The sequence below is a fragment of the Streptomyces sp. B8-7 genome (assembly GCF_058833805.1).
Genome location: NZ_JBYRRL010000006.1, coordinates 57,149 through 84,106 on the forward strand (window position 1 = coordinate 57,149; position 26,958 = coordinate 84,106).

24 protein-coding genes and 1 pseudogene are annotated in these 26,958 nt (G+C 74.6%); 9 read left to right on the forward strand and 16 right to left on the reverse strand.

The window, feature by feature from the left end; genetic code table 11:
* Positions 1-48: 48 nt before the first annotated feature.
* From AC5K6T_RS28575 to AC5K6T_RS28585, 3 genes are read right to left on the reverse strand one after another with little or no spacing between them, the layout of a single operon-like run.
* The gene (locus AC5K6T_RS28575; RefSeq protein WP_493214282.1) at positions 49-1,227 is read right to left on the reverse strand and encodes a dipeptidase; all 1,179 of its coding nucleotides are present in this window, start codon (positions 1,225-1,227) and stop codon (positions 49-51) included.
* A 5-nt stretch (positions 1,228-1,232) separates the two neighbouring features.
* Positions 1,233-1,757: a 5-(carboxyamino)imidazole ribonucleotide mutase gene (gene purE / locus AC5K6T_RS28580; RefSeq protein WP_493213608.1), complete on the reverse strand. Its 525-nt coding sequence runs from the start codon at positions 1,755-1,757 to the stop codon at positions 1,233-1,235.
* On the reverse strand, positions 1,754-2,893 hold the full coding sequence (locus AC5K6T_RS28585; RefSeq protein WP_493213609.1) for a 5-(carboxyamino)imidazole ribonucleotide synthase: 1,140 nt from the start codon (positions 2,891-2,893) through the stop codon (positions 1,754-1,756). Before AC5K6T_RS28585 ends, purE begins: the two co-directional genes overlap by 4 nt.
* A 173-nt stretch (positions 2,894-3,066) precedes the next feature.
* On the opposite strand from AC5K6T_RS28585, the gene AC5K6T_RS28590 reads away from it, so the two are divergent.
* Complete coding sequence (locus AC5K6T_RS28590; protein ID WP_493213611.1) at positions 3,067-3,660, forward strand: GtrA family protein; 594 nt, start codon at positions 3,067-3,069, stop codon at positions 3,658-3,660.
* Positions 3,661-3,917: 257 nt separating this feature from the next.
* Here the strand turns inward: AC5K6T_RS28590 and AC5K6T_RS28595 are convergent, their stop codons facing one another.
* Together AC5K6T_RS28595 and AC5K6T_RS28600 are read right to left on the reverse strand one after the other, a co-directional pair.
* Positions 3,918-5,186, reverse strand: coding sequence for a sensor histidine kinase (locus tag AC5K6T_RS28595; protein WP_493213612.1), 1,269 nt, complete (start codon positions 5,184-5,186; stop codon positions 3,918-3,920).
* A gap of 167 nt (positions 5,187-5,353) precedes the next feature.
* On the reverse strand, positions 5,354-6,031 hold the full coding sequence (locus tag AC5K6T_RS28600; protein ID WP_493213614.1) for a response regulator transcription factor: 678 nt from the start codon (positions 6,029-6,031) through the stop codon (positions 5,354-5,356).
* A 563-nt stretch (positions 6,032-6,594) separates the two neighbouring features.
* On the opposite strand from AC5K6T_RS28600, the gene AC5K6T_RS28605 reads away from it, so the two are divergent.
* A complete protein-coding gene (locus tag AC5K6T_RS28605; RefSeq protein WP_493213616.1) occupies positions 6,595-8,091 on the forward strand; it encodes an oligopeptide:H+ symporter in 1,497 nt (498 codons plus the stop codon).
* Positions 8,092-8,236: 145 nt separating this feature from the next.
* Here AC5K6T_RS28605 and AC5K6T_RS28610 read toward each other — a convergent pair whose 3' ends face one another.
* The 6 genes from AC5K6T_RS28610 to AC5K6T_RS28635 form a co-directional block, all read right to left on the reverse strand.
* Positions 8,237-9,595 carry a hypothetical protein gene (locus AC5K6T_RS28610; RefSeq protein WP_493213618.1) on the reverse strand — a complete coding sequence of 453 codons (1,359 nt, stop codon included), beginning with the start codon at positions 9,593-9,595 and terminating at the stop codon, positions 8,237-8,239.
* Entirely contained in the window at positions 9,592-10,677 is a 1,086-nt protein-coding gene (locus AC5K6T_RS28615; protein WP_493213620.1) for a hypothetical protein, read from the reverse strand. The genes AC5K6T_RS28610 and AC5K6T_RS28615 overlap by 4 nt, the downstream gene beginning before the upstream one ends.
* Positions 10,674-11,663 carry a COG1470 family protein gene (locus AC5K6T_RS28620; RefSeq protein ID WP_493213622.1) on the reverse strand — a complete coding sequence of 330 codons (990 nt, stop codon included), beginning with the start codon at positions 11,661-11,663 and terminating at the stop codon, positions 10,674-10,676. The genes AC5K6T_RS28615 and AC5K6T_RS28620 overlap by 4 nt, the downstream gene beginning before the upstream one ends.
* A 326-nt stretch (positions 11,664-11,989) precedes the next feature.
* Positions 11,990-12,670, reverse strand: a complete 681-nt coding sequence (locus AC5K6T_RS28625) for an LPXTG cell wall anchor domain-containing protein (RefSeq protein WP_493213624.1) — start codon at positions 12,668-12,670, stop codon at positions 11,990-11,992.
* Positions 12,671-13,092: 422 nt separating this feature from the next.
* A complete protein-coding gene (locus AC5K6T_RS28630; RefSeq protein ID WP_493213625.1) occupies positions 13,093-13,755 on the reverse strand; it encodes an ATP-binding protein in 663 nt (220 codons plus the stop codon).
* A gap of 174 nt (positions 13,756-13,929) precedes the next feature.
* Positions 13,930-14,307 carry an STAS domain-containing protein gene (locus tag AC5K6T_RS28635; protein WP_493213627.1) on the reverse strand — a complete coding sequence of 126 codons (378 nt, stop codon included), beginning with the start codon at positions 14,305-14,307 and terminating at the stop codon, positions 13,930-13,932.
* A gap of 250 nt (positions 14,308-14,557) precedes the next feature.
* On the opposite strand from AC5K6T_RS28635, the gene AC5K6T_RS28640 reads away from it, so the two are divergent.
* Entirely contained in the window at positions 14,558-15,466 is a 909-nt protein-coding gene (locus AC5K6T_RS28640) for an RNA polymerase sigma factor SigF (RefSeq protein ID WP_493214283.1), read from the forward strand.
* A gap of 357 nt (positions 15,467-15,823) precedes the next feature.
* Here the strand turns inward: AC5K6T_RS28640 and hutI are convergent, their stop codons facing one another.
* The 4 genes from hutI to hutU all read right to left on the reverse strand — a co-directional run bounded on the left by hutI (position 15,824) and on the right by hutU (position 21,433).
* Positions 15,824-16,996, reverse strand: coding sequence for an imidazolonepropionase (gene hutI / locus AC5K6T_RS28645; RefSeq protein ID WP_493213629.1), 1,173 nt, complete (start codon positions 16,994-16,996; stop codon positions 15,824-15,826).
* Positions 16,997-17,103: 107 nt separating this feature from the next.
* Complete coding sequence (locus AC5K6T_RS28650) at positions 17,104-18,504, reverse strand: formimidoylglutamate deiminase (protein WP_493213631.1); 1,401 nt, start codon at positions 18,502-18,504, stop codon at positions 17,104-17,106.
* Entirely contained in the window at positions 18,501-19,718 is a 1,218-nt protein-coding gene (locus AC5K6T_RS28655) for an allantoate amidohydrolase (protein WP_493213632.1), read from the reverse strand. Before AC5K6T_RS28655 ends, AC5K6T_RS28650 begins: the two co-directional genes overlap by 4 nt.
* Entirely contained in the window at positions 19,715-21,433 is a 1,719-nt protein-coding gene (gene hutU / locus AC5K6T_RS28660; protein ID WP_493213634.1) for a urocanate hydratase, read from the reverse strand. Before hutU ends, AC5K6T_RS28655 begins: the two co-directional genes overlap by 4 nt.
* A gap of 256 nt (positions 21,434-21,689) precedes the next feature.
* On the opposite strand from hutU, the gene AC5K6T_RS28665 reads away from it, so the two are divergent.
* The 5 genes from AC5K6T_RS28665 to AC5K6T_RS28685 all read left to right on the forward strand — a co-directional run bounded on the left by AC5K6T_RS28665 (position 21,690) and on the right by AC5K6T_RS28685 (position 25,773).
* The gene (locus tag AC5K6T_RS28665; protein WP_493213636.1) at positions 21,690-23,276 is read left to right on the forward strand and encodes a type III PLP-dependent enzyme domain-containing protein; all 1,587 of its coding nucleotides are present in this window, start codon (positions 21,690-21,692) and stop codon (positions 23,274-23,276) included.
* A 233-nt stretch (positions 23,277-23,509) separates the two neighbouring features.
* Positions 23,510-23,902, forward strand: a complete 393-nt coding sequence (locus AC5K6T_RS28670) for a hypothetical protein (RefSeq protein ID WP_493213637.1) — start codon at positions 23,510-23,512, stop codon at positions 23,900-23,902.
* On the forward strand, positions 23,899-24,714 hold the full coding sequence (locus tag AC5K6T_RS28675) for a transcriptional regulator (RefSeq protein WP_493213639.1): 816 nt from the start codon (positions 23,899-23,901) through the stop codon (positions 24,712-24,714). Before AC5K6T_RS28670 ends, AC5K6T_RS28675 begins: the two co-directional genes overlap by 4 nt.
* Before the next feature lie 34 nt (positions 24,715-24,748).
* Positions 24,749-25,282 carry a roadblock/LC7 domain-containing protein gene (locus tag AC5K6T_RS28680; RefSeq protein ID WP_493213641.1) on the forward strand — a complete coding sequence of 178 codons (534 nt, stop codon included), beginning with the start codon at positions 24,749-24,751 and terminating at the stop codon, positions 25,280-25,282.
* A 116-nt stretch (positions 25,283-25,398) separates the two neighbouring features.
* A complete protein-coding gene (locus tag AC5K6T_RS28685) occupies positions 25,399-25,773 on the forward strand; it encodes a roadblock/LC7 domain-containing protein (protein ID WP_493213643.1) in 375 nt (124 codons plus the stop codon).
* Positions 25,774-25,780: 7 nt separating this feature from the next.
* Here the strand turns inward: AC5K6T_RS28685 and AC5K6T_RS28690 are convergent, their stop codons facing one another.
* Positions 25,781-26,374: a hypothetical protein gene (locus AC5K6T_RS28690; protein ID WP_493213645.1), complete on the reverse strand. Its 594-nt coding sequence runs from the start codon at positions 26,372-26,374 to the stop codon at positions 25,781-25,783.
* 312 nt (positions 26,375-26,686) lie between these two features.
* Here AC5K6T_RS28690 and AC5K6T_RS28695 point away from each other — a divergent pair.
* A pseudogene (locus AC5K6T_RS28695) lies at positions 26,687-26,929 on the forward strand (winged helix-turn-helix domain-containing protein); the annotation flags it as partial.
* Positions 26,930-26,958 lie beyond the last annotated feature (29 nt).

Below are 26,958 nucleotides of genomic sequence, written 5' to 3' on the forward strand. Positions count from 1 at the left end.
CCCCCCGGGTCCGCCGCCGCCCCGGCCGGCCTGCGCCGGGGCGGCCGCTCAGCCGTCGAGGGCGCCGATCGTGGCGTTGGACGGTGCCCGGGTGGCCTGCAGGTCGCGGGCCACGTCCTCCGCCGCGCCCAGCACGCGGACCGCGTTCTGCCAGGTCAGCTTGGCCAGGTCGGTCGTGGACCAGCCGCGGTCGATGAGTTCGGCGACCAGGCGGGGGTAGCCGGAGACGTCGTCGAGGCCCTCGGGGGTGAAGGCGGTGCCGTCGTAGTCGCCGCCGATGCCCAGATGGTCGATGCCGGCGACCTCGCGCATGTGGTCCAGGTGGTCGGCGACGGTGGCCACGGTGGCGACCGGGCGCGGGTGCGTGTCCTCGAAGGCGCGGTGCGCCTTCATCGCCTCGGCGGTGGTGTCCAGGGGGTGGAAGCCGTGTGCGCGCAGGTTGTCGTCCGCGGCGGCGGTCCAGTCCACGGCCGCCTGGAGCACGAACTTCGGCACGAACGTCACCATCGCCACGCCCCCGTTGGCGGGCAGCCGCTCCAGCACGTCGTCGGGCACGTTGCGCGGGTGGTCGCACACGGCCCGCGCCGAGGAGTGCGAGAAGACCACCGGGGCGACGGCGGTGTCCAGCGCGTCCCGCATGGTCGTCGCCGCCACGTGCGACAGGTCCACGAGCATGCCCAGGCGGTTCATCTCCCGGACGACCTCCCGGCCGAACGCGGACAGCCCGCCCGACCTCGGCTCGTCCGTCGCGGAGTCCGCCCAGTCGGTGTTGTCGTTGTGGGTGAGCGTCAGATAGCGCACGCCGAGCGCGTACAGGCCGCGCAGCGCGCCCAGCGAGTTGGCGATGGAGTGCCCGCCCTCGGCGCCCATCAGCGACGCGATCCGGCCCTCGGCGCGCGCCGCCGTGAGGTCCGCTGCCGTGAGCGCGGCCCGCAGCGCGTCCGGGTGACGGCCGATCAGCTGCCGTACGCAGTCGATCTGCTCCAGCGTCGCGGTGACCGGGTCGGGCAGGTCCGTGCGGACGTACACCGACCAGTACTGCGCGCCGACCCCGCCCTCGCGCAGCCGCGGCAGGTCGGTGTGCAGGTGCGCGTCCTGCCGCACGGCGATGTCGCGGGCGGGCAGGTCGTAGCGGACCTGCTCGCGCAGCGCCCACGGCAGGTCGTTGTGGCCGTCGACGACCGGGTACGCGGCGAGCAGCCGGCGGGCCGCCTCCAGGGAGGTCACCGCGGTCACTTCCCGAAGCCGAAGCCGCCCGCGGCCCCTTCGGCCTTCGCGCGCAGCCGCTTGCCCTTCTCGGTGGCCTGGTCGTTCAGCTCCTGCTGGAAGTCGCGCATCCTGGCCAGCAGGTCCGGGTCGTGCGCGGCGAGCATCCGGGCGGCCAGCAGCCCGGCGTTGCGGGCGCCGGCCACGGACACGGTCGCCACCGGCACCCCGGCCGGCATCTGCACGATCGACAGCAGGGAGTCCATCCCGTCGAGGTACTTCAGCGGCACCGGCACGCCGATCACCGGCAGCGGGGTGACGGAGGCGAGCATGCCGGGCAGGTGGGCGGCGCCGCCCGCGCCCGCGATGATCGCCTTGAGGCCCCGGCCGGCGGCCTGCTCGCCGTACGCGATCATCTCGCGCGGCATGCGGTGCGCCGACACCACGTCCACCTCGTAGCCGATCTCGAACTCGTCGAGGGCCTTGGCGGCCGCCTCCATGACGGGCCAGTCGCTGTCCGATCCCATGACGATGCCAACAACGGGGCTCATTCGGTGATCGTGCCTCTCAGGTAGTCGGCCGCGTGACGGGCGCGCTCCAGCACCTCGGCCAGGTCGTCGCCGTAGGTGTTGACGTGGCCGACCTTCCGGCCGGGCTTCACGTCCTTGCCGTACATGTGGATCTTGAGCCGGGGGTCGCGGGCCATGCAGTGCAGGTACGCGGAGTACATGTCCGGGAAGTCGCCGCCGAGCACGTTCGACATGACCGTCCAGCGGGCCCGCGGGCGGGGGTCGCCCAGCGGGAGGTCCAGGACCGCGCGGACGTGGTTGGCGAACTGGCTGGTGACCGCTCCGTCCTGGGTCCAGTGGCCGGAGTTGTGGGGGCGCATCGCGAGCTCGTTGACGAGGACGCGGCCGTCGCGGGTCTGGAACAGCTCGACCGCGAGGTGTCCGACGACGCCGAGCTCCTTGGCGATCCGCAGGGCCATCTCCTCCGCCTGGAGGGCCAGCGCCTCGTCCAGGCCGGGGGCGGGCGCGATGACCGTGTCGCAGACGCCGCCGACCTGCCGGGACTCCACGACCGGGTAGGCGACGGCCTGCCCGTGCGGGGAGCGGACCACGTTGGCGGCCAGCTCGCGGACGTAGTCGACCTTCTCCTCGGCGAGGACGGGCACGCTGGCCCGGAACGGCTCCGCGGCGTCCTCGACGCCGTCCACCACCCAGACGCCCTTGCCGTCGTAGCCGCCGCGGACGGTCTTCAGGACGACCGGGAAGCCGTCGCCCTCCGCCGCGAAGGCCGCCACGTCGGCCGGGTCGGCGACGATCCGGTGCCGCGGGCACGGCACCCCGATCGCGTCGAGCCGCGCCCGCATCACGCCCTTGTCCTGGGCGTGGACCAGCGCGTCGGGGCCGGGGCGCACGGGGATGCCGTCCGCCTCCAGGGCCCGCAGATGCTCGGTGGGAACGTGTTCGTGATCGAAGGTGATCACATCGCACCCGCGCGCGAAGTCACGCAGCGTGTCCAGGTCGCGGTAGTCGCCGATGACGACATCGCTCACCACCTGGGCCGCGGAGTCCTGAGGGGTGTCACTGAGAAGCTTGAACCTGATGCCCAGCGGGATGCCCGCCTCGTGTGTCATACGAGCGAGCTGGCCACCGCCGACCATGCCGACTACCGGGAACGTCACGCCCCCAGGGTATCCGCCGCACCAGGACGGACGGATTCCGCGTCCTCCGGCGGTCCCGGCACCGCCCCGGGGCCGCCCGGCAGGGGGTCGCCGGCCGACCGCAAGCGATCACTCCAGGGGGGTGGATAGCATGGCCGCGTTGACGATTTCCGACGGACGGGGCCTTCATCACCATGGAACACGGTTCCTCGGGGCTTCACCCGGCGCACCCCGGCACGCTGCGCATGCGGGCCGGCCGGCTGGTCCGGGAGGTGGCCAAGTTCGGGGCCGTGGGCGGCGCCGGACTGCTGGTCAACCTGGGTGTGTTCAACCTGGTGCGCGCCGTCACCGACCTCCAGGTGGTGCGCGCCAGCGTGATCGCCACGGTCGCGGCGATCGTCTTCAACTACATCGGGTTCCGGTACTTCACCTACCGTGACCGCGACAAGAGCGGCCGCACCCGTGAGATGACCCTGTTCGTGGTGTTCAGCTCGGTCGGCCTGGTCATCGAGAACGGCGTGCTGTACACGGCGACGTACGGGTTCGGCTGGGACAGCCCGGTGCAGAACAACGTCTTCAAGTTCCTCGGCATCGGGGTCGCGACCCTGTTCCGCTTCTGGTCGTACCGGAGCTGGGTCTTCAAGGCCCTGCCGCCCCAGACCCCCGAGGCCCGGCCCGCCGCCGCGGCCCCGCTCGGCGCGCCCCGCACCTCCTGGGGCCGGGCCGCCCAGCAGCGGGGCACGCGCGCGGAGCGGTCGGCACGGGAGCGGGTCCGGCAGCGGGTCTGAGCCGGCCGCCGGGACGCCGTGCCCCGCAGGCCCGCCGGGCCCCGCGGGCACACAGGGCCCCCGCGGGCACACAGGGCCCGCTCAGGCACACCGGACCCCTCAGGCACATCGGGCGCCGCGAGCACATCGGGCCCCGTGGGCACATCGGGCCCCGTGGGCACATCGGGCCCCGTGGGCACGCCGGGGCCCGCAGGCACGCCGGGCCCCGCAGGCACGCCGGGGCGCCGCCATGCCGGCGCGGCGGGGCGCGCGCCCGCTCAGCGCACCGTGGGCGCGTTCTCCTGCTGCTTCGACGGTGCCGTGCGGGACAGGAACAGGCCGAACACCGGGGGCTGGGCCTGGAGCATCTCCAGACGGCCCCCGTCGGCCTCGGCGAGGTCGCGGGCGACGGCCAGGCCGATGCCGGTGGAGTTGCGGCCGCTGATGGCCCGCTCGAAGATGCGCGCGCCGAGGTCGGCCGGGACGCCGCCGCCCTCGTCGGTGACCTCGATGACGGCCTGGTTGCCGGTGACCCGGGTGCGCAGGGCGACCGTGCCGCCGCCGTGCATGAGGGAGTTCTCGATCAGCGCGGCCAGCACCTGCGCGACCGCGCCCGGCGTGCCGACGGCCCGCAGGTGCCGCTTGCCGGAGCTGACGATGGCGCGGCCGGCACTGCGGTAGGCGGGCCGCCACTCGGCGAGCTGCTGCTGGATGACCTCGTCCAGGTCGAAGGTGACGGCCGACCCGGTGCGCGGGTCGCGGGCGTTGGTCAGCAGCCGCTCCACGACGTCGGTGAGCCGCTCCACCTGGCTCAGCGCGATGGTCGCCTCCTCCTTGACCGTGTCCGGGTCGTCGGTGAGGGTGATCTCCTCCAGCCGCATGGACAGCGCGGTGAGCGGGGTGCGCAGCTGGTGGGAGGCGTCGGCGGCCAGCCGTCGCTCGGCGGTCAGCATGCGGCCGATGCGCTCGGCGGAGGCGTCCAGCACGTCGGCGACCCGGTCCAGCTCGGGGACACCGTAGCGGCGGTGGCGCGGGCGCGGGTCGCCGGAGCCCAGGCGTTCGGCGGTCTCGGCGAGGTCGGTGAGCGGAGAGGTCAGCCGGGCCGCCTGGCGCAGCGCGAGCAGGACCGCGGCGATCACCGCGAGCAGCGCCACCGCGCCGATGATCAGGGCGGTGCGGCCGACCTCACGGGTGATGACCGAGCGCGGCTCCTGCACGGTGACCGTCTCGCGCTCCTCGCCGCGGGCGGTGTGCTCGATGACGTCGCCCTCGGGCTTCTCACCGATCTCGATGGGCTCCCGGCCGGGGATGCGGACGACGGCGTACCGTTCGTCTCCGACCTGGTCGGCCAGTATCTCGGCGGTGATCTGCTCGTCGCCGAGGATGCGCCCGTCGACGATCCCGGTGAGCCGTACGGCCTCGGAGTTCACCCGCTCCTGTGCGGTCGTGGTGATCGTGCGGCTCTCGACGATGACGAGGGAGACCCCGAAGACGGCGATCACGACGAGCACGACGGCGAGCGTGGACTGGATCAGTCGGCGGCGCATGTCCCGTTACCTGTGAGCTGTGAGCTGTGAGTTGTGAGCCCTGAGCTGTGAGCCGCATCTGCGAGCGGCCCGGCGAGCGGTGAGCTGCGGCGGTGGGTGGTGAGCGCCGCGGGAGGAGGCCCGGGAGCCGTGCCCGCTCCGTTCGTCCCGCACCGGCCCTTCCCGCATCAGCTCTTCTCGAACCGGAAGCCCACCCCGCGGACCGTCGCGATGTACCGCGGGTTGGCCGCGTCGTCCCCCAGCTTCTTGCGCAGCCAGGAGATGTGCATGTCGAGGGTCTTGGTGGAGGACCACCAGGTGGTGTCCCAGACCTCGCGCATCAGCTGGTCGCGGGTGACGACCCGGCCCGCGTCCCGGACGAGGACCCGCAGCAGGTCGAACTCCTTCGCGGTGAGCTGGAGTTCCTCGTCGCCCATCCACGCGCGGTGGGACTCGACGTCGATGCGCACGCCGTGCGTGGCGGGCGGCTGCTGGGGTTCGGCCGAGCCGCGCCGCAGCAGGGCCCGGACCCGGGCGAGCAGTTCGGCCAGCCGGAACGGCTTGGTGACGTAGTCGTCGGCGCCCGCGTCGAGGCCGACGACCGTGTCCACCTCGTCGGCCCGCGCGGTCAGGATGAGGATGGGTACGGCGTGACCCTCGGACCGCAGCCGGCGGGCGACCTCCAGGCCGTCCATGCCGGGCAGCCCCAGATCCAGCACGACCAGGTCGATGCCGCCCTGGATGCCCGCATCGAGCGCGGTGGGGCCGTCCTCACGCACCTCGACCTCGTACCCCTCCCGGCGCAGCGCGCGGGCCAGGGGCTCCGAGATGGACGCGTCGTCCTCGGCGAGCAGTACACGGGTCATGCCCCGATGGTAGTCCGCCGCGCGCCGGCCCCGAGGTGAGACCGCCGGGCCGGATTCCCACCCTCCGATTTGCCGGACATGGACGGAATGACCCCTGGAGGCTCGACACCGGAACCTGTGATCGAGGGTCACATGTGCGCCCACACATTCGAATGACCCTCCACAATTGCATGATCACCTGTGATCCATCTCTCAAGTCCTTCCATTTCCGGCACTGGACTGCCGTATGGTGATTCAACGCCTGTAGCACCGCAGGGACCTTTGGCGCCGCTTGACGCCGAGGGTCTCTTTTGTGTGCGGGCGGGCTTCGGCCTGCCCTGAAAGGAATGACCTGTGGCCGGGCCACACCGCGCGGAGCGAAGCGCGGCGTGGCGTGGATCCCGGTGGTCGCCGTCCACCGTCCCGTGACCGGGCCGGACTCCCCCTGGGCGTGGGGGCGGACGGGCCGGTCACGCCGGTGCCGGCCGCCCCCCACCGGGCGCGCAGCTCCCCGGCCCACGCCACGGGCCGGACCGGGGGGACCCCCCACAGCGACGCGCCCCGACCAGCAAGGAACGACCCCCATGGCGTCCAGCCTGACGAAGGACTCGGCCCGACCGGGCACCCCCGGTTCCGAGACCGCCTTCTTCGGCCACCCCCGCGGCCTGGCCACCCTCTTCATGACCGAGATGTGGGAGCGGTTCTCCTACTACGGCATGAGGGCACTGCTCCCGCTGTACCTCGTCGCCCCGGGCGGCCTGCACCTCGACGCGGCCACGGCCACGGCGATCTACTCGGTGTACGTCTCCCTGGTGTACCTGCTCGCCATGCCCGGCGGCTGGTTCGGCGACCGGGTCTGGGGCCCGCGCAGGACCGTCGCCGTCGCCGGCGCGGTCATCATGGCCGGCCACCTCACCCTGGCCCTCCCGGCCTCCGGCACCTTCTACGCCGGACTCGGCCTGGTCGCGGTCGGCTCGGGCCTGCTGAAGGCCAACATCTCCACGATGGTCGGCCACCTCTACGACGGCCCGGACGACCCGCGCCGCGACGGCGGCTTCACCGTGTTCTACATGGGCATCAACCTCGGCGCCTTCGCCGCGCCGCTGGTGATCGGCACCATCGGTGAGAGCGTCGACTGGCACCTCGGCTTCGCCCTCGCCGCGCTCGGCATGGCGCTGGGCCTCGGCCAGTTCCTCCTCGGCAGCCGTCACCTGTCCGACCGTTCGAGCGTCGTGCCGAAGCCGCTCTCCGCCCAGGAGAAGGCCTCCACCCTGCGCAAGGCCGCGATCTGGGCCTCCGTCGCCGTGGTCTTCTACGCCGTCGTCGGCTTCTCCGGCTCCTACACCCTGAACTGGATCCTGGTCCCGCTGACCGTGCTCGGCGTGGTCATCCCGACGCTGGTGCTGGTCCGCATCAAGCGGGACAAGGACCTCGACACGGCCGAGCAGAAGTCGATGTCGGCGTACATCTGGTTCTTCGTCGCCGCCGCCGTGTTCTGGATGATCTACGACCAGGGCGGCTCGACCCTGTCGATCTTCGCGGACTCCTCCGCCGACAACAGCGTCCTCGGCTGGGAGTTCCCGGTCTCCTGGTACCAGTCCGTCAACCCGGTCCTGATCATGGCCCTGGCGCCGGTGTTCGCCTGGTTCTGGCTCGCGCTGAACCGGCGCGGCAAGGAGCCGAGCACCATCGTGAAGTTCGCCTCCGGTCTGGTCCTCGTCGGCGCGTCGTTCTTCCTCTTCCTCGCGCCGCTGTCGATCGCCGACGGCGGTCACAAGGCCGCCGCGATGTGGCTGGTGGCGATCTACTTCGCGCAGACCGTCGGCGAGCTGCTGCTCTCCCCGGTCGGCCTGTCGGTCACCACCAAGATGGCTCCCGCGAAGTACGCCTCGCAGATGATGGGCGTCTGGTTCCTCGCCGTCACCGCCGGTGACGCCACGACCGGCCTGCTGTCCATCGCCGGTGCCGACCTCGACAAGACGGGTGTCGTCGCCCTGGAGGCGACCCTGGCCGTGGCCGCCGGTGTCGCGGTGTGGATGTACCGCAGCAAGGTCAAGGAGCTCATGGGCAGCGTGCGCTGACCCGTCCGCCCGGCCCGCTTCCGCCGAGGGCCGCCGTGTCCGAGAGGATACGGCGGCCCTCGCGTCGTCGTACGGGGCGGCGGCGCCGGGCCGCCGGAGGGCGCCCGGGGCTCAGCTGCGCCCGGGGCTCAGCTGCGCCCGGGGCTCAGCTGCGCCTGGGCATGAAGGTGAACGCGGCCGCTCCGAGCAGGAGGGTCGTGCCCGCCACCAGGCCGAGGGCCTTCAGCGCGCCGAGGCCCGCCGCGCCCGTGTCCGCCAGGCCGCCGCCCGCGGCGCCGCCCGCGGAGGAGCCGCCGGCCGAACCGCCGCCGGAGCCACCGGACCCGCCGGAGGTGCCTCCCGCGGTGCCGCCGGACGTGCCGCCGGGCTGGGCCGTGGTGTCGAGGGTGAGGGACACCGCGGTCCGCTCCGGGGTGCAGGTCGTCGTCGTACCGAGGGCCTTGATGGTGAGGACGCCCGGCGCCAGGGTCGTCTCACCGCTCGCCCCCGGCGTGTACGTGCCCTTCAGGTCGGGGATCTCGATCGGGTCGCCCGCCTTGATCGGCTCGGGGTTGGTGGGGCCCTGGACGTGGACCGTGCCCTTGTCGGCACCGCCCAGGAGGACCTCCATCGAGGGCTCCACGGAGTCCTTCGGGATCTCGGCGGGGCTGTCCATGACCGACTTCGTGAAGCGGACCGTGAGGCCGAAGGAGCCTCCGTCGCGCCGGGCGTCGATCCGGACCTCGGAGGTCGCCTGCCGGTCACCGATCGGCGTCCGGCACGCGTAGGGGACCTCCACCTCCTCGCCCGGGAACCCGGTGGCGGTGCCGCTCGGGCTCGGCGTGGGCGTGGCGGTCGGTTCCGGGGTGGTGGGCGTGGGTGTCGGTGTCGGTGTGGGTGTCGGAGTCGGTGTCGGTGTCGGTGTCGGGGAGGACGTGGGGGTCGGAGTGGGGGTGGGCGTGGGGGTCGGGGTCGGGTCTCCCGCCTCGGTGACCTTGATCGTGGCGGCCTTGCCCACCGCCTCCTCCGGCTTGCACCTGGTGTCCGTCGACATGACGTTGATGGCGTACGCGTCGGGGGTGAGCGTCACCTCGCCGGGGGTGGTGAGCGTGAGCGTGCCCTTCATCGCGGACAGCACCATGGCACCGCCCTTGGGGATGGGCGGGTTCTCCCGCGGGCCCTGCATCGCGATGTCCGCGCTCTGGGCGCCGGACGCCTTGAGGGTGCCGCTCGGCTGCACGGAGTTCGCGGGCAGGTCGATGAAGTCCGGGTTCCTGGAGGCGGCCTGGACGAACGTCCAGACCACGTCGACCCGGTCGCCTACCTGCGCGCTCGCCGGAGCGGAGACGTCCACCTTGGTGGTGCCGTGGACCGGGGGCAGGCCCGAGATCGCCGGGGGCACGCACTCGGTGGCGTAGGCGACCTCCGCGGCCCGGGCGGGGACGGTGGCCAGGGCGAGCAGCAGGCCGGTACCCGCCACCAGGGCCAGGCCGCCGAACGGGGTGGCTCTCCTTCGCTCCTTCACGGGCTTGCCTTTCTCGTCGGGAACGGGTCGTCGTGCGGTGCGGAGAGTGCGCCGGGACCGGCGTCCCGGGTGAAGTACGGCAGGGCCGGGGGTGCGCAGGACGCCGACCGTGCCGAGGGCGGCGGGGCCCGCCGGGATGCCGGAGGCGGCGGGTCGGGAGTCCTCGGCCCGGGCGGGCGCGGGGCCCTCACGGGCCGGCGGTGGCTCCGTCGCCGCGCGGGCCCGCGCGGCCGGAGGCGGTCCACCAGCGCCAGCCCGGCGCGGAACACCGCCGCCGGCACGACGAGGCAGACCAGGACCCAGAACAGGGTCACCCCCCAGGGGCGGCCCACCGCCCACGGCTGTTCGGCGAGCACCTCGCCGCCGTACCGCAGGGAGACGGTGTAGTCCCCGTGGGCGCCGGCGGCCAGTTCCACGGGGAGTTCGACGCGGGCCCGGCCGCCGGGCCGGAGCGTGCCGCGCCACTGCCGCTCCTGCCACTGCGGGGCGAACACGCCGTGCGCGGTGCCGACCTCGAAGACCGGGTCCCGCACGGCCGACGTGCCCACGTTGCCGACCGTGAGGACCAGGGTGCGGGCGGGTGGCGCCCCGAACCAGGTCAGCAGGGTGCCGGAGCCGTCCAGCCGGGCGTCGGAGAGCGCCGCCAGCCGTCCGTGGCCGGTCGCCTCCGGCAGCGGCCGCACCGGGTGGCCGGCGACCTCGAACACGGCGTCGGCCTGTGCCTGCGCCCCGGTCACCGCCGCCACGTGGACCACGCACGGGCAGGGCACCGGCGGCTCGGCCACGGGCAGTGCGCGCCGGAAGCGTCCTGCGGCGTCCGTGGTGACCGCCCGGCCGTCGGCGTTGGCGCAGGAGTCGGTGCCGCCGGGCACGCCCCGCGACGGTTCGGCCTGTCCGCAGACCAGGAGCATCAGCAGGGCCCGCGGCCGCCATCCGCTCCCGGACACGGTGACCGAGCCGCCGGTGCCCGCCTGTACCGCGGACAGCCGTACGACGGGCTCGTCCGCCGCACCGGCGGGTCCGGCCGCCGTCAGCAGGACGCCCGCCAGCGCCAGGAGCACGGCCGCCACCCCGCCCCTCACCGGGCCGCCTCCTCGGACCGCGCCGGGCGCGGCAAGAGCTCCCGGCGCGACTGCGGCCTCCCCGGCAGCTGCCGCGCCTGCCGCGCCTGGGGTGGGCGCGGTGGCCGCGGCGGGCGGCGTCTGCGCCGCCGTGCGGCGGCACGTGCGCCGGCCGCGAGCGCGGCCGCGATCACGGCCGCGGCGCCGGCCGTGACGGCCGTCCAGGGCACGAACCGGGCCCGGGCGGTCGCGGAGCCCCGGGCGCCGCCCGCCGCCGTGGCGGTGAGCCGTACCTCGACGGCGTCCAGGGCGGGCTGTCCCGGCCACGGTTCGCTGAGCCTCGTCCGGCTGCCGGGCGGCAGCGTGACGGACAGCGTGCGCGGCGCCCGGTCCAGGACCCGGCCGAGAACTCCCTCGGCGCGTACGGTCAGCCGCGGCACGAGCGGGGTCGTGCCGCGGTTGACGAGTTCGTAGGCGATCTCCCCGTGCCGGACCGCGACGTGCTCGACGGTCAGCGCGGCCAGGCGCGACCCGGCGATGCGCAGCCGCAGCAGGACGGCCGCCGTCCGTCCGTCGGTGTCCCGGACCGTCAGGGTGCCGGTGCGCCGCCCCGGGGCCGCGTCCTCGGGGACGGTCAGCGTGAACGGCACCTCCGCACGGGTGCGGGCCGGGACCCGGACGCGTCGCTCGGCGAAGCCGAGCTTCAGCCCCGTCCCGGTGAGGCGTACGGTGACGGGCCCGGCACTGCGGTTGGTGACGGACACCGCGTCCCCGAGGACCGAACCGGGCTCGCCCTCGGCGTACACGGTGGGGCGGCCGCCGCCGGAGGGCTCGGCGGTCCAGCCGTCGGCGGCCGAGACGGGGGGTGCGGCGAGGAGGAGCAGCGGCAGCACCGGGACCGGCGCCAGCGGCACCGCCCTCGGCAGCCTCCGCCGCACGGGGCGGGGCCGGCCGGGCGGCAGCGGCCGGCGGGAGGTCGGGGGCTCGGGCGAGGCGGCGTACGGCATCGGCGGCTCCTGCGCTCGTACGACGGGACGGGGGCGGGCGGGACGGCGGGACGGCAGAACCTCGGCTGCGGCTGCGGCTGCGGCTGCGGCTGCGGCTGCGGCTGCGGCTGCGGCTGCGGCTGCGGCTGCGGCTGCGGCTGCGGCTGCGGCTGCGGCTGCGGCTGCGGCTGCGGCTGCGGCTGCGGGGACAACGAGACGAGCGTGCGGCGGCACGCGGAACGGCGGATCAGCGGACCGGTCCGACAGCGGGACGGTCCGACGGCGGGACGGTTCGACGGCGGGACGCGGAACGGCGGCGGGACGCGGAACGGCGGTACGACGGGACGTCAGCGGCGGGTGCGGGCCGCCTGGTTGCGCCGGGTCAGCCAGAGGGCCCCCGCCGCCCCGGTGAGCAGGACGGTGCCGCCCAGAGTGCCGAGGGCGAGCGCCGAGTCCGCCGCTCCGGTCTGCGGGAGTCCGGCGCCGGGGCTGGTCGCGCCCGGCCTCGGGGTGGCGGAGGGGCCGCCCCCGTCCGCCGCGGTGACCTGCAGGGTGAGGGAGGGGCCGGGGCCGTTGGCGGGGGTGCAGGTGGTGGTCGTGCCGAGGGCCCTGATGGTCAGGACACCCGCGGTGAAGGCCACCTTTCCGGAGCCGCGCGGCGTGTAGGTGCCGCTCAGGTCACTGATCTTGATGGGGGTGTCGGCGGGGATCGCCGCCTGGTTGGCGGGGCCGGTGACCGTGACCGTGCCGCGGTCGGCGCCGCTCACCGTGATCGTGGCGCTGGGGTTCATCGCCCCCTTGCCGAGCTCTACGGGGCTGGAGGAGACGCCCTTCTGCCAGGACATGGTGATCCGGTAGCCGTCCCCGCTCCGGACGGCCCTGATGTCGATCGGCGACACCGCGCTCTTGTCGCCGATGGGCGTCCTGCACTGGTAGTTCACCTCGACGACGTCGGCCCGCGCGGCGGGGGCGCCCGCCAGCACGGCCGAGCCGGCCAGGACCGCGACGATGCCTCTCCGGTACGACACGGGCGTACCCCCCTTCCTGACGGTGCATCAGATGAGCGGTCAAGGTACGCCCGCGCGCGACAAGAAGGAAGGGAAGGGAAAAGGGAACCCGGACGGCCGGGAACAGCCCGGAGCGCGGGGGACCGGCCGAGAGCGGCCGGGCGGCGGGCCGGCGCGCCCTTCGGGGCAGGAACCCGGCCGGGACGACGCGAGCGCGGCAGCTCCGGTGCGGGGTCCGGCGGCGCCGGCCCGGGGTGCCCGCCACCGGCACGGGGGGCGGTGCGACAGCGCGCCGGCCGGGGGTGCGGCGCCCGCGGCAGGGGGTACGGCACCCGCGGCCGGGGGTGCGGCACCCGCGGCAGGGGGTGCGGCGCCGCCGTCGCGGAGTGCTCGGAGTGCTCGTCACCGGCCCGGGACGCGTCACCGCGCGGGCCCGGCGGCGTCTACGCGGAGGCCCCCAGCTCGGCCCAGACGGTCTTCCCGGCCACTCCGGGGGTGCGCACGACGCCCCAGTCGAGACAGAGGCGCTGCACGATGAACATGCCGTGTCCGCCGGGCCGGGCCGCGCGGTGCGGGGTGCGGGGTGCGGGCTGGCCCGAGCCCCGGTCGGCGACCTCGACGCGGATCACCTTGTTGTCGCAGGCGATCCACATCTCCGCGGGCCCCTCGGCGTGCAGACACGCGTTGGTGACCAGCTCGGACACGACGAGCAGCACGTCCTCGGCGACGGCCCGGCGGTCCGCGGAGGCGGCCGGCAGCCAGCCCCACGCGTGCAGCGCCTGACGGGCGAAGTCGCGGGCCAGCGGAACCACGCCCGCCTGGTCCGCGAAGTCCAGCCGGCGGACCTGCCGGGTCCCGGCTGCGGCCCCCGTCGACGACACCGACGAGACCGACGCCCCCGTCGACGACACCGACGACGCCGCCGACGCGGACGACGCGGACGACGCCGACGCCGACGACGCGGACAGGCCGGGCGTGCCGAGCGCCCCGAGCGCGTCGGAGTCCTCGGAGGTCCCGGCGACACCGGGCGCCTCGGACACCCCGGGCGCCCCGGAAGCGCCGCTGGGCTCTTCGGAGCCCGGCGAGTACGGCCGGGTGGTGCTCATCAGCGCTTCACCTCACCGATTCACCAGATCACGATTCACAGTCTCTGCGGGTACACCCGCGCCACGGCGGTCGCGGCCGCCATGCCCAGTGGGTCTCCTGCCCGGGAGGCGCGAGGGAACACCCATACTTTTCGACCCGGCCGGTACATCCCGGCCCAGCCGCGCCCCTCCGGCTCAGCCGGACTCGTCCGCCAGGGCCGCCTCAAGCGTGTCATGAACAGTGAAGACCGCTTCGGCGCCGGTGATCTCGAAGACGCGTGCCACCACGGGCTGCATCCCGGCGAGGTGCACACCGCCTCCGGCGGCTTCGGCCTTCAGCCGCACGCCCAGCAGGACGTTCAGCCCGGTGGAGTCGCAGAACTCCAGCCCGGCGCAGTCGATGACCAGGCGGCTGAGTCCCCTTTCGAGGCAGTCCTCCAGGGGCTCGCGCAGCAGGTCGGCCGTATGGTGATCGAGCTCACCCGCCGGTGTCACGACCGCGCTGGAGCCCTCCTGCCGCACCTCCACCAGAAGCCGGCCAGAACGCGCACTGCCGACCGTCCCGTGGTCCATGCCGTCTCTCTCCTGAGGTCGTGGCTACTGACTGTCGCTCTCGAACCCTACGCCCTTCATCACACTCTTCGACACCCGAACAACCGCAATGAATCGGACATTTCGCCACAAAACACACTTGCGGTGGTCACCGGAAAGCGGGTAGGGCTAGTAGGGACACGCAACCGACACGGCCGGCTTTGGAGGCGCCGCACACCGCAGTGCACGCACTGGCTCCGGCAGCCTTATGCCGAGAACGATGGAGGACATCATGTCACCCCGGCTCGACGCATCGCCTACCCCCCACGCGACGTCGACACACGCTCCGGAACATCTGGATCCCATCGACCCCATGACCGAGGCGGGCCACCACATGCTCGCCGGTCTTCCGGAGATCCCCCCGTACGACGAGGTGGGGCCGGTCGACGCGCGGGCCCTGTCCAAGACGCTCTTCGAACGGCTGTCCTCGCTCGAGGAGGGCACCCACGAGTACGCGTACGTCCGCAACACCCTGGTCGAGCTCAACCTGACGCTGGTCAAGTTCGCCGCCTCCCGCTTCCGCTCCCGCAGCGAGCCGATGGAGGACATCGTCCAGGTCGGCACGATCGGCCTGATCAAGGCGATCGACCGTTTCGAGCTCACCCGCGGCGTGGAGTTCCCCACGTTCGCGATGCCGACCATCATCGGCGAGATCAAGCGCTTCTTCCGCGACACCTCCTGGTCGGTCCGCGTGCCGCGGCGTCTGCAGGAACTGCGGCTGGACCTGGCCAAGGCCGGTGACGAGCTGGCCCAGAGCCTGGACCGGGCGCCGACCGTGGCGGAGCTGGCCGAGCACCTGGGCCTGAGCCACGACGAGGTCGTGGAGGGCATGGCGGCGTCCAACGCGTACACCGCCAGCTCCCTCGACGCCCAGCCCGAGGAGGACGACTCCGAGGGTGCCCTCGCCGACCGCATCGGCTACGAGGACCACGGGCTGGAAGGCATCGAGTACGTGGAGTCGCTCAAGCCGCTGATCGCCGAACTCGCGCCGCGCGACCGCAAGATCCTCTCGCTGCGGTTCGTCGCCGGCATGACCCAGTCGGAGATCGGCGAGGAGCTGGGCATCTCCCAGATGCACGTGTCCCGGCTGCTGTCGCGGACCCTGAGACGTCTGCGCAAGGGACTCACCGTCGAGGAGTGACCCGTACTCCCCGGCGCCTGGCAGGTCAGCGCCGCAGCACCACCGCTGAACGGCCCCCGGGGGCGGTCCGATCCGTCGGACCACCCCCGGGGGCCGTTGCCGTGCCGCACCCCGCCCGGGCCCCGGTCCGTCCGGGGCCGGCCGCATCCCGCCGTCCGCGGGCCGTCGCGGACCCGTCCGCGGGCCGTCGCGGACCCGTCCGCAGCGCCGCAGGCCCGTCCCACGGCGCCCGCAGACCCGCGGGCCCGTGGCGGGGGTCGTGGCGGGGGTCGTCCGCAGAGGTCGTCCACGGGGGTCGCCGGGCCGGCCGTGCCTGCCCGGCTCCGTACGCCCCGGCTCCGGGCCTGCGCCGCCCGGTCAGGCCACGCGGGCGCCGCGGCGCCACACCTCGGCGACCAGCGGGACACCGGGCCGGTAGGCGAGGTGGACGTGGCTGGGGGCGTCGAGGACGACGAGGTCGGCCCGGGAGCCGGGAGCGAGACGGCCGACGTCGTCGCGGCGCAGGGCCGCGGCGCCGCCGGCGGTGGCCGACCAGAGCGCCTCATCGGGGGTCATGCCCATGTCCCTCACGGCGAGCGCGATGCAGAACGGCACCGAGGACGTGTACGACGACCCGGGGTTGCAGTCCGTGGACAGGGCGACGGTCGCGCCCGCGTCGAGCAGGCGGCGGGCGTCCGGCCACGCCGCGCGGGTGGAGAACTCGGCGCCGGGCAGCAGCGTGGCGACCGTGCGGCCGTTCGCCAGGGCGTCCACGTCGGCGTCGGTGAGGTGGGTGCAGTGGTCGGCGCTGGCCGCGTCGAGCTCGACGGCGAGCTGCACGCCCGGGCCGTAGGTGAGCTGGTTGGCGTGGACACGCGGGTGCAGGCCGCGGGCCCGGCCGGCGGTGAGGACGGCGCGGGCCTGGTCGCCGTCGAAGGCGCCCTTCTCGCAGAACACGTCGATCCAGCGGGCGTGCGGCGCGCAGGCGTCGAGCATCTCGCCGGTGACCAGGGCGACGTAGCCGGCCGGGTCGTCGGCGTGGTCCGGGGGGACGATGTGGGCGCCGAGGTAGGTGACCTCGTCGGTGTGCGCGGCGGCGATCCGCAGGGCGCGGGCCTCGTCGGCGACGGTCAGGCCGTAGCCGGACTTGGTCTCGAAGGTGGTGGTGCCCTGGCGCAGCGCCTCGGCGAGGTGCCGGGTGAGGTTGTCCTCCAGGTCCCGGTCGCTCGCCGCGCGGGTGGCGGCGACCGTGGTGCGGATGCCTCCTGCGGTGTACGGGCGCCCGGACATGCGGGCGTTGAACTCCTCGGTGCGGTCGCCCGCGAACACCAGGTGCGAGTGGGAGTCGACGAAGCCGGGGATCACGGCCCGGCCGCCGGCGTCGACCCGGTTGTCAGTGGCGGGTGCTTTGCTTGACTCACCGGCCCAGACGACGCGGTCGCCGTCGATGACGAGCGCGGCGTCGCGGATCAGGCCGAGGGGGGATCCGTCACCGAGAAGGGGGTCGTTGGTGACCAGTGCGGCGATGTGGGTGATGGCGGTGCTGCTCATCGTGTCCTCGTGGGCGGGGGCTGCGTGGGCTGCGTGGGCTGCGGGGGCTGCGGGGGCTGCGGGGGCTGCGGGGGTCGTCGGGGGCGCGGGCGCCGGGCCCGCGCGGGTCATCGGTCGTGCAGGGCCGCGACGGCGCGGGCGAGGGCCCTCGGCACATCGGGGACCCGGGTGTGCGCACCGTCGCGCACGACGTGCCGTCCGCCCACGACCGTGTGCCGTACGTCCGCCGCGGTCGCCGCGAAGACGGCCGTCTCGGCGCCGAGCCGGGGCGGGGCTCCGGCCGTCCTGACCGAGTCGAGGGCGAGGGTGGTGAGGTCGGCGAGGGCGCCCTGCCGGATCCGGCCGGCCTCGTCCCAGCCCAGGGCGGCATGGCCGTCGGCGGTGGCCGCGCGCAGCAGCGCGGCGGCCGTCCAGTGGCCCCGGGCGCGGGTGCGCAGCCGCTCGTTCAGCTCCATCGCGCGGGCCTCTTCGAGCAGGTCGACGACGGCGTGGCTGTCGGAGCCGAGACAGAGCGGGGAGCCCTGCCGCTGGAGGGCCACGGCGGGCCCGATGCCGTCGGCCAGGTCGCGTTCGGTGGTGGGGCACATGCAGGTGCCGGTGCCGGTGCCGCCGATGAGGGCGATGTCCTCGTCGGTGAGGTGGGTGTTGTGGACGCCGGTGGTGCGCGGCCCGAGCACCCCGTGGTCGGCGAGCAGCCGGGTCGGCGTGCAGCCGTGGGCGGCCCGGCAGGCGTCGTTCTCGGCGGGCTGCTCGGACAGGTGCACATGCAGCGGGGCCCGCCGTTCCCCGGCCCAGCGGGCCACGGTCGCCAGCTGGTCCGCGGGTACGGCCCGGACGGAGTGCACGGCGGCTCCGATCCGCGCGTGACCCTGTTCCTTGAGAAGGGAACAGCGTTCGGCCCAGCGTTCGGCGCTGCCGTCGGAGAACCGCTGCTGGTGGTGGTCGGGGGCCCGGCCGAAGCCGGCCGAGAGGTAGCAGGTGTCGAGGAGGGTGATGCGGATGCCCGCCTCGGCGGCGGCCGCGATCAGTGCCTCGCCCATGGCGTTGGGGTCGGCGTAGGGGGTGCCGCCGGGGGCGTGGTGGAGGTAGTGGAACTCGCCGACGGAGGTGATGCCGGCCAGGGCCATCTCGGCGTAGGTCGCCCGCGCGAGCGCGTAGTAGCTGTCGGGGGTGAGCTTGTCGGCAACCGCGTACATCACCTCGCGCCATGTCCAGAACGAGTCCGGCGCCCGCTCGCTGCCCTCACCGCCCGTTCCCCGCTGCTGCGGGGGTGTTCCGGTGCCCGAGCCGACCTGGACGGTGGCGCGCAGGGCGCGGTGGAAGGCGTGGCTGTGGGCGTTGGCGAGGCCCGGCAGGGTCAGGCCGCGCAGGATCTCGGCGCCGGACGGCGGGGCGGCCGTGCCCGTGCGGACGGCGGTGATCCGGCCGTCCGCGACGTCGACGGCGACGCCGGGCTCCACATGGGTGCCCAGCCAGGCGTGCTCCAGCCAGTAGGTCCCCTTGGTCACCGGCAGGCCAGTCCTTCCAGTACGTCGGCGAGAGCGGTCACCCCGGCCAGGCAGTCGTCCTCGGCGGCGTGCTCGGCCGGGGAGTGCGAGACGCCCGTGGGGTTGCGCACGAACAGCATGGCGGTCGGGATGCGCGCGGACAGGATTCCCGCGTCGTGTCCGGCGCCAGTGCCGAGGACGGGCACGGTCAGGCCGGTGTCCTTGCCGAGGATGCGGCCGAGTTCGTCGCGCAGGGCGTGGTCGAACTCGACGACGGGGGTGAAGGACTCGCGGACCACGTCGAGGTCGACGCCGTGCCTGACGGCCTGTTCCCGGGCCGCCTTCTCGACCGCGGCGACCACCGTGTCCAGGGCCTCCTGCCCGGGGGCCCGGCTGTCCAGCCAGCCGCGCACCAGCGACGGGACGGCGTTGACGCCGTTGGGTTCGACGGCGACCTTGCCGAAGGTGGCGACGGCCGAGGCGAGCGCGGCCTCGCGGCGGGCGGCGAGGACGGTCTCGGCGTACGGCAGCATCGGGTCGCGGCGGTCGGCGAGCCGGGTGGTGCCGGCGTGGTTGGCCTCGCCGCGGAAGTCGAACCGCCAGCGTCCGTGCGGCCAGATGGCGCTGGCGATGCCGACGGCGTCCCCGCTGAGGTCCAGCGCCCGGCCCTGCTCGACGTGCAGCTCGACGAACGCGCCGATGCGGGCGAGCCGTTCGGGGTCGGGGCCGATGGCGTCGGGGTCGTACCCGGCGGCCGCCATCGCCTGAGGGAGGGTGACCCCGTCGGCGTCGGTGAGGCGGTGCGCCTGCGCGACGGTGAGTTCCCCGGCGGTCAGCCGGGAGCCGACGCAGGCCAGGCCGAAGCGGGCGCCTTCCTCGTCGCCGAAGTTGACCACGGCGAGCGGCCTGGTGAACACGGCCCCCCGGGCGCGCAGTTCGTCCAGGGCGGCGAAGGAGGAGACCACGCCGAGGGGGCCGTCGAAGGCGCCCCCGTCGGGCACGGAGTCCAGGTGGGAGCCGGTGACCACGGCGTCTGTGGCCGCGGGGTCCCCGAGCCAGGCCCACTGGTTGCCGTTGCGGTCCGTCTCGTGGACGAGCCCGCGGTCCTCGGCCTGCTGCCGGAACCAGGCCCGGCAGTCGGCGTCGGCTCCGGTCCAGGCGGAGCGGCGGTAGCCGCCGGAGGCGGAGCTGCGGCCGACCGGCAGCAGCTCCGCCCACATGCTGTGGAAGCTCACGCCGGGTCACCCTCGCGCATCGGGACGCGCACGCCCTTGGCGTCGGCGACGGACTCGGCGATGTCGTAGCCGGCGTCCACGTGCCGGATGACGCCCATCCCGGGATCGTTGGTGAGCACCCGGCGGATCTTCTCCCCGGCGAGCCTGGTGCCGTCGGCGACCGTGACCTGCCCGGCGTGCAGGGAGCGGCCCATGCCGACGCCGCCGCCGTGGTGCAGGGACACCCAGGACGCGCCGGAGGCCACGTTGACCATGGCGTTGAGCAGCGGCCAGTCGGCGATCGCGTCGGAGCCGTCGAGCATCGCCTCGGTCTCCCGGTAGGGGGAGGCGACGGAGCCGCAGTCGAGGTGGTCGCGGCCGATGGCGAGCGGGGCGGCCAGCTCACCGGAGGCGACCATGTCGTTGAAGCGCTCGCCGGCCCTGTCGCGTTCGCCGTAGCCGAGCCAGCAGATGCGGGCGGGCAGGCCCTGGAAGTGGACGCGCTCTCCGGCCATCTTGATCCAGCGGGCCAGGGACTCGTTCTCGGGGAACAGGTCGAGGATGGCCCGGTCGGTCCTGGCGATGTCGGCGGGGTCGCCGGACAGGGCGGCCCAGCGGAAGGGGCCCTTGCCCTCGCAGAACAGGGGGCGGATGTAGGCGGGGACGAAGCCGGGGAAGGCGAAGGCGCGGTCGTAGCCGGCCAGCCGGGCCTCGCCGCGGATGGAGTTGCCGTAGTCGAAGACCTCGGCGCCGGCGTCCATGAAGCCGACCATCGCCTCGACGTGCCGGGCCATGGACTCGCGGGCCCGGGTGGTGAAGCCGGCCGGGTCCTTCGCGGCGGCGTCGGCCATGTCCTCGAAGGCCACGCCGAGCGGCAGGTAGGACAGCGGGTCGTGGGCGGAGGTCTGGTCGGTGACGATGTCGACGGGCGCGCCCATGGCGAGGAGCTGCGGCACCAGTTCGGCGGCGTTGCCGAGGACGCCGACGGACAGCGGGCGGCGGGCGTCGCGGGCCTCGGTGGCGAGCCGCAGGGCGTGTTCCAGGGAGTCGGCGCGGACGTCGAGGTAGCGGTGCTCGATGCGGCGGTCGATGGCGCGCGGGTCGCAGTCGATGCAGATCGCGACGCCGTCGTTCATGGTGACGGCGAGGGGCTGGGCGCCGCCCATGCCGCCGAGGCCGGCGGTGAGGGTGATGGTGCCGGCCAGGGTGCCGCCGAACTTCTTCGCGGCGACGGCGGCGAAGGTCTCGTAGGTGCCCTGGAGGATGCCCTGGGTGCCGATGTAGATCCAGGAGCCGGCGGTCATCTGGCCGTACATGGTCAGGCCGAGGGCCTCCAGCCGGCGGAACTCCTCCCAGGTGGCCCAGTCGCCGACGAGGTTGGAGTTGGCGATGAGGACGCGCGGCGCCCACTCGTGGGTCTGCATGACGCCGACCGGGCGGCCGGACTGGACCAGCATCGTCTCGTCCTGCTTGAGGGTCCGCAGGGTGCGCACCATGGCGTCGAAGGAGCGCCAGTCGCGGGCGGCCTTGCCGGTGCCGCCGTAGACGACCAGCTTGTCGGGGTGCTCGGCGACCTCCGGGTCCAGGTTGTTCTGCAGCATGCGCAGGGCGGCCTCCTGCTGCCAGCCCAGGGTGCTCAGTTCCGTGCCGCGTGGTGCGCGGACACCGCCGGGCGGCGGCCCGTAGGACCCCGCCTGGGGGTGGCGGCGGTCGGCGGGCGGGCGGGCTCCTGACATCGGCTGCCTCCTGGGGCTCCCTGCGGCATGTTGCTACGGATATTCACATCCTTGCGCGATGAATAGAGCTAGTCAATACGGCGGTCCTGCGGCGCTGCCGCGCGGCGGGTGTTTGGCTGGACCCATCAGCCCCGGGGCCGCGGACGACCCGGCCCCCGGCAGGGAGGCCCGGCCCCGCACGGCCGGGGGACCCGCGCCCGGGGGCGGCGCCGACACCCCGGGGGACGGCGCGGACAGCGACGGTTCGGAGGAACGGATGGCCGGCGGCGACGGAGAACGGACAGCCCGGGACGACGGGGAACGGGCGGCCCGGGACGACGGGGAACGGGCGGCCCCGCCCGGCGGCGACGGGCGGCGAGCGGCCTCACCCGGCGGCGACGGGCGGCGACCGGCCCGCCGGGGCGACGGCGCCCGGGCGACGCCCCGGCAGGACGGCGGGCCCCGGGCGGCCGCCCGCGGCGGCGAGCGCGAGCGGGCGGCCGGGCCGGACGACGAGGGGCGGGCGTCCCGGCGGGACGATGCCGTACGGGCGGCCGTGGAGCAGGGGCTGCTCGGACCCGGCACCCCCCTGGTGGCGCTGCTCGACGTGGCCGGGATCCGGCGGTCGGCGGCCGAGCTGCACGCCGCGTTCGCCGCGGTCACCGCCCCCGGCACACCGGTGCTGCACGCGTTCGCGGTCAAGGCCGGCCCGCTGGTGCCGGTGCTGCGGCTGCTGCACCGCGAGGGCATCGGCGCGGAGGTCGCGAGCCCGGGCGAGCTGGCGCTGGCCCGCGCCGCCGGCGTGCCGCCCCGGGACACCGTGCTGGACTCCCCCGCCAAGACCCCGGCCGAACTGCGCGAGGCCCTCGCACTGGGCGTCGCGGTCAACGCCGACAACCCGCAGGAGCTCGCCCGCATCGACGCCCTGATACGGTCCGCGCCCAGCCGCTCCCCGCTCGGCATCCGGATCAACCCGCAGGTCGGCGGCGGTTCCATCGAGGCCCTGTCCACCGCCACGCCCACCTCGAAGTTCGGCGTGGCGCTGCACGACGAGGGCGCCCGCGACTGGGTGGTGCGCGCCTGCCGGGACCGGCCCTGGCTGACCCGCCTGCACACCCACACCGGCTCGCAGGGCGTCCCGCTGTCCCTCATGACGCAGGGCGTGGCGCAGACGTACGCGCTCGCCGAGGAGATCAACCGGCGGCTCGGGCGGCGCCAGATCGACACCGTCGACCTCGGCGGCGGCCTGCCGGTGAACTTCGCCTCGGACGCGACCGCCCCGACCCACGCCCAGTACGCCCGGCTGCTGCGCGAGGTGGTGCCCGGGCTGTTCGACGGGCGCTACGGCCTCGTCACCGAGTTCGGCCGCTCCCTGCTCGCCAAGCACGGCACGATCCTGGCGCGCGTGGAGTACACCAAGTCCGCGGGCGGGAGGCCCGTCGCCGTCACCCACGCCGGCGTCCAGGTCGCCACCCGCACCGTGCACGCGCCCGCCGCATGGCCGCTGCGGATCACCGCGTACGACGCCGGGGGCCGCCCGAAGCACGGCGCCGCGCTCGTGCAGGACGTGGCCGGACCGGCCTGCTTCGCGGGCGACCTGCTCGCCGCCGGCCGCACCCTGCCCCGCCTCGAACCGGGCGACTACGCCGCCCTCCTGGACACCGGCGCGTACTACTTCGCCCACCACTACGCCTACAACTCGCTGCCCCGCCCGGCGGTGTACGGGTTCCGGGCCGGAGGCGGCGGGCAGCCGGTCACGTTCGCGACCGTACGCGCGGCACAGACGACGGAGGAGATCGTGGCGGAGTCCGGAGGGGCGCACGTGGACGCGCTCACCACCCCGCAGGCCCCCGGCCCCCGTTGACGCACGCCCGTACGCCGGTGTTCAAAGGGTTTGAACGGGCCTGAACACATGCCCAGCCGACCCACACTAGTCCCTCCCCGGCATGTTCCACCGGAAAATGCCGGAACGCTACGCCTTCTCGTGCACGGTGCGTAACGTCTCCCTCACTCAGCCGGATCACGGACGGTACGCCCGGACCGGGGTCACGGATGAGCCGTCACGGGTGGGGAATCGTGGGTGGGAGGGGAACCGGGGTGCCCGGAATCGACGAGTGTCTGCTGGAGGCCATGCGGCTGCCCGGCGCCAGAGGTGCCTCGCTGGTCGACTGGACGAGCGGACTCGCACTGGGCACGGTCGGGGAGTTCCCCGGCAGCGACCACGAGGCCGCCGCCGCCGAGGCCGCCGAGGTCGCCCGGCTGACCGCCGAGCAGCGGGCGTTCGCGCCCGAGGGCGAGGCGGACGGGGCCGACCCGCCGGTCGAGGATCTGATCATCAGCAACCGCGACAGCTACCACCTGCTGCGGTTCCTGCGGCTCTCCATCGACAGCAGCGTGTTCCTGCACGTGTGGCTCGGCCGCACGGACGGCAACCTCGCCCTCGCCCGTATCCGGCTGGGCGAGATGGCCGAACGGCTGGAGCTGGGATGACCGTGACGGAAGCGACCCGGCCGGCCCCGCTGCCGGTGCGCGAGGGATCGGCCCGGCGGGAGCCCGGCGGACTGTCGCCGACACTGACCCGGCTGGCGGCGGAGCGGGCCACCGGCACCCTGGAACGCGAACACGGCACCCTGTACCTCGCCGACGGGCAGGTGGTGCACGCCGAGAGCCCCCACGCCCCCGGCCTGGGCGTCCTGCTCGCCTCCCACGGCATCCTGACCGCCGAGGCCTGGCGGGAGGCCGTGCGGCGGGCCGGCGGACCGTACGGCGCCCTCCACGTCCTGCTGCGCGCCGGGGAGGGCCGCGGCCCGCTGGAGGTGTGCCACACCGGCGCCCTGTTCGACGCCGGGTACTTCGCGCTCGCCCCCAGCCGGTCCCCCGGACACTTCCGCCACGGCGGCGGGCGGCAGCCCGCACCGGCGCGCGCGGTGTCCGTCGCGGCCCTGGAACGCGAGACGCTGCGCCGCCGCACCCTGCTGGAGCACCTGTGGCCGGACCCGCGGGCCGACAGCGCGCCGCTGCTGCGCACGCACACCCCCGCCACGGCGTCCTCCCCGCGGCAGCGGGCGCTGCTGACCTGTGTCGACGGCACCCGCACCGCGCCCGAGATCGCCCACGCCCTCGGGCGGCACACCTTCCACACGCTGGTCGACGTGCGCCGGCTGACCGCCGCGGGCCTGATCGTGGCGGGCGTCCCCCCACCCCCCGCACCCGACCCCGCGCAGGGCCTGGCCCTGCCGCGGACCGACGACCCCGACATCACCCTGCTGAAGAGGCTCAGGGATGCGCTGGAGGCCCTTTGAGCGGCAGCGACCGCACGCCGAGAGGAGCGATCTGATGGCGGCCGAGGCCGAGATACTCGACGAACTGCGGCGGCTGCGCGCCCGGATGCCGCAACTGACCGGCGCGCTCGCGGCGAGTGTCGACGGTCTCGTACTCGCCCACGACACCCCCGGCGTGGAGCCGGAGGGGGTGGCCGCGCTCACCGCCGCCGCTCTCGGCATCGCCGTCCGCACCACCGACGTCACCGGGCGGGGCGAGCTGCGCGAGCTGCTCCTGCGCGGCCGCTACGGCTACATCGCCACCTACGCGGCCGGCGCCACCGCCGTGCTCACCCTGCTCGCCCCCGACGGGGTGAGCGTCGGGCGGCTCCATCTGGAGGGGCGCCGCTCGGGTGCGCGCATCGGTGAGTTCATGGCCGCGGCCGCCCCGGTCCCCGTCCCGCCGGCCGCGCGGACCGCACCGAGATCCACCGCGCGGCTCCCGACCCGCTTCACCGGGTCGGCCCGCACCACGACCACGACCGAGACCAGCCGGCCCACCGACACCCCGAGGTCCACCGAGGTCCACCGGGACCCCCCGAACCGCTGACATCCGCCGAACCGCCGCCCCCCGACACGAACCGCCGACACCCGCCGAACCGCCGCCCCCCGACACGAACCGCCGACACCCGCCGAGAACACCGACCGTTGAGAGGAACCCCCGCCATGGCGAACACCGAGACCGCGCTGAAGGAAGCCCTCGCCTCCATCGAGGGCGCGACCGGAGCCGCGCTCGTCGACTACACCAGCGGAATGGCGCTGGGCACGATGGGCGGCAGCAAGAGCTTCGACCTGAACGTGGCCGCCGCCGGCAACACCGACGTGATCCGCGCCAAGATGCGCACGATGGAGCACCTGGGCCTGAAGGGCGAGATCGAGGACGTCCTCATCACGCTGACCGACCAGTACCACCTGATCCGGCTGCTCAAGGGCCGCTCCGGCAACGGCCTGTTCCTCTACCTGGTGCTGGACGGCAAGCGCGCCAACCTGGCGATGGCCCGCCACCAGCTGCGCAGGATCGAGGAGTCGCTGGAGGTCTGAGCGGGCCTCACCGCACCGCGGCGGTACGGCGGCGGGCCCCGCCCGGGGCCGCGTCGCCGGCCGAGACACCGGTGCCGCGGTACGCCCTGACGGCCCGGCCGGCCGGGCCGCCGCCGCGCCGGTCGAGCCGGTCGACCCGCACCCACAGCAGGGTGTCCAGCTCCCGCTCCCGCCGCCCGAGCCAGGCCGCCTTCAGCCACAGCCCGGCCCCGCACCCGGCGAGCAGCAGACCGCCGGCCGCGGGCACCGCGAAGGAGCCGGCCACCGCGGCGAGGAAGGCCGCCGACAGCCACCAGCGGTGGCCGCGCCGCCAGACACGCGCACTCACCGCCCGGTCCTGGAGCACATCGCGCCGGCCCGCCCGCGTCACCGTCCGGGCCAGGGCGGCGTACCGGCGGCGGCGCACGAGGGCGACGGCGGCCGCGGCCACCACGAACAGCGCCGCCCCGGCGAGCACCCCGATCCGCCGGCCGGTCAGCCCGGGCAGCAGTACGCCGACACCCGCCGCGGTGAGACCGAGCCACCACAGCGGCGCGGCCCCGGCCCGTACGACGACGGCCACCCGGGCCAGTCCGTGAGCCCCACCGGCGTCCCGCGCCACATCCGCCTCCTCGCCCTCGCTCCACCCGGTCAGGTGCCGTCCGCCGCGGACCGTAGCGGACGAAGGTGAGACGAACCTGAGAACGCGCGGAACGCTCAGTCGACGAACAGGCACGCGAGGGCGCACGCGAAGGCCGGCCATGTTCGTCAGCTCCCTATTGGCTGATGGGCACTCCGCCCCGGTGACGACATAGCCCGTCGTTGCCGGGGCTTTCCTGTGGGCCGACCCTGGACCCACCTGTAAAAGTCTGTAGAGACCTATATGAGCCTGTCAGGGAGTGCCGTCACGGCGTCGGCCGGATCCCTTGGGCGCATGACGTACGGGCCGGATGACCAGGTGGAGCGCGACGCGCCCGACGCGCCGCTCCAGCAGCTCGCGGGGATCTTGCGGGCACGCGTGAAACGCGGCGACTGGAAACCCGACCCCGCCATCCGCGGTGAGAACGCCCTCGCCGACGCGTACGGCCTGTCCCGCCCCACGGTCCGCCGCGCGATCGCCGTGCTCACCGAGGAAGGACTCGTATACGGGGTGCCGGGGCGCGGTACGTACGTGGCCGGACAGAAGCCCGACCAGGCCCCGCAAGA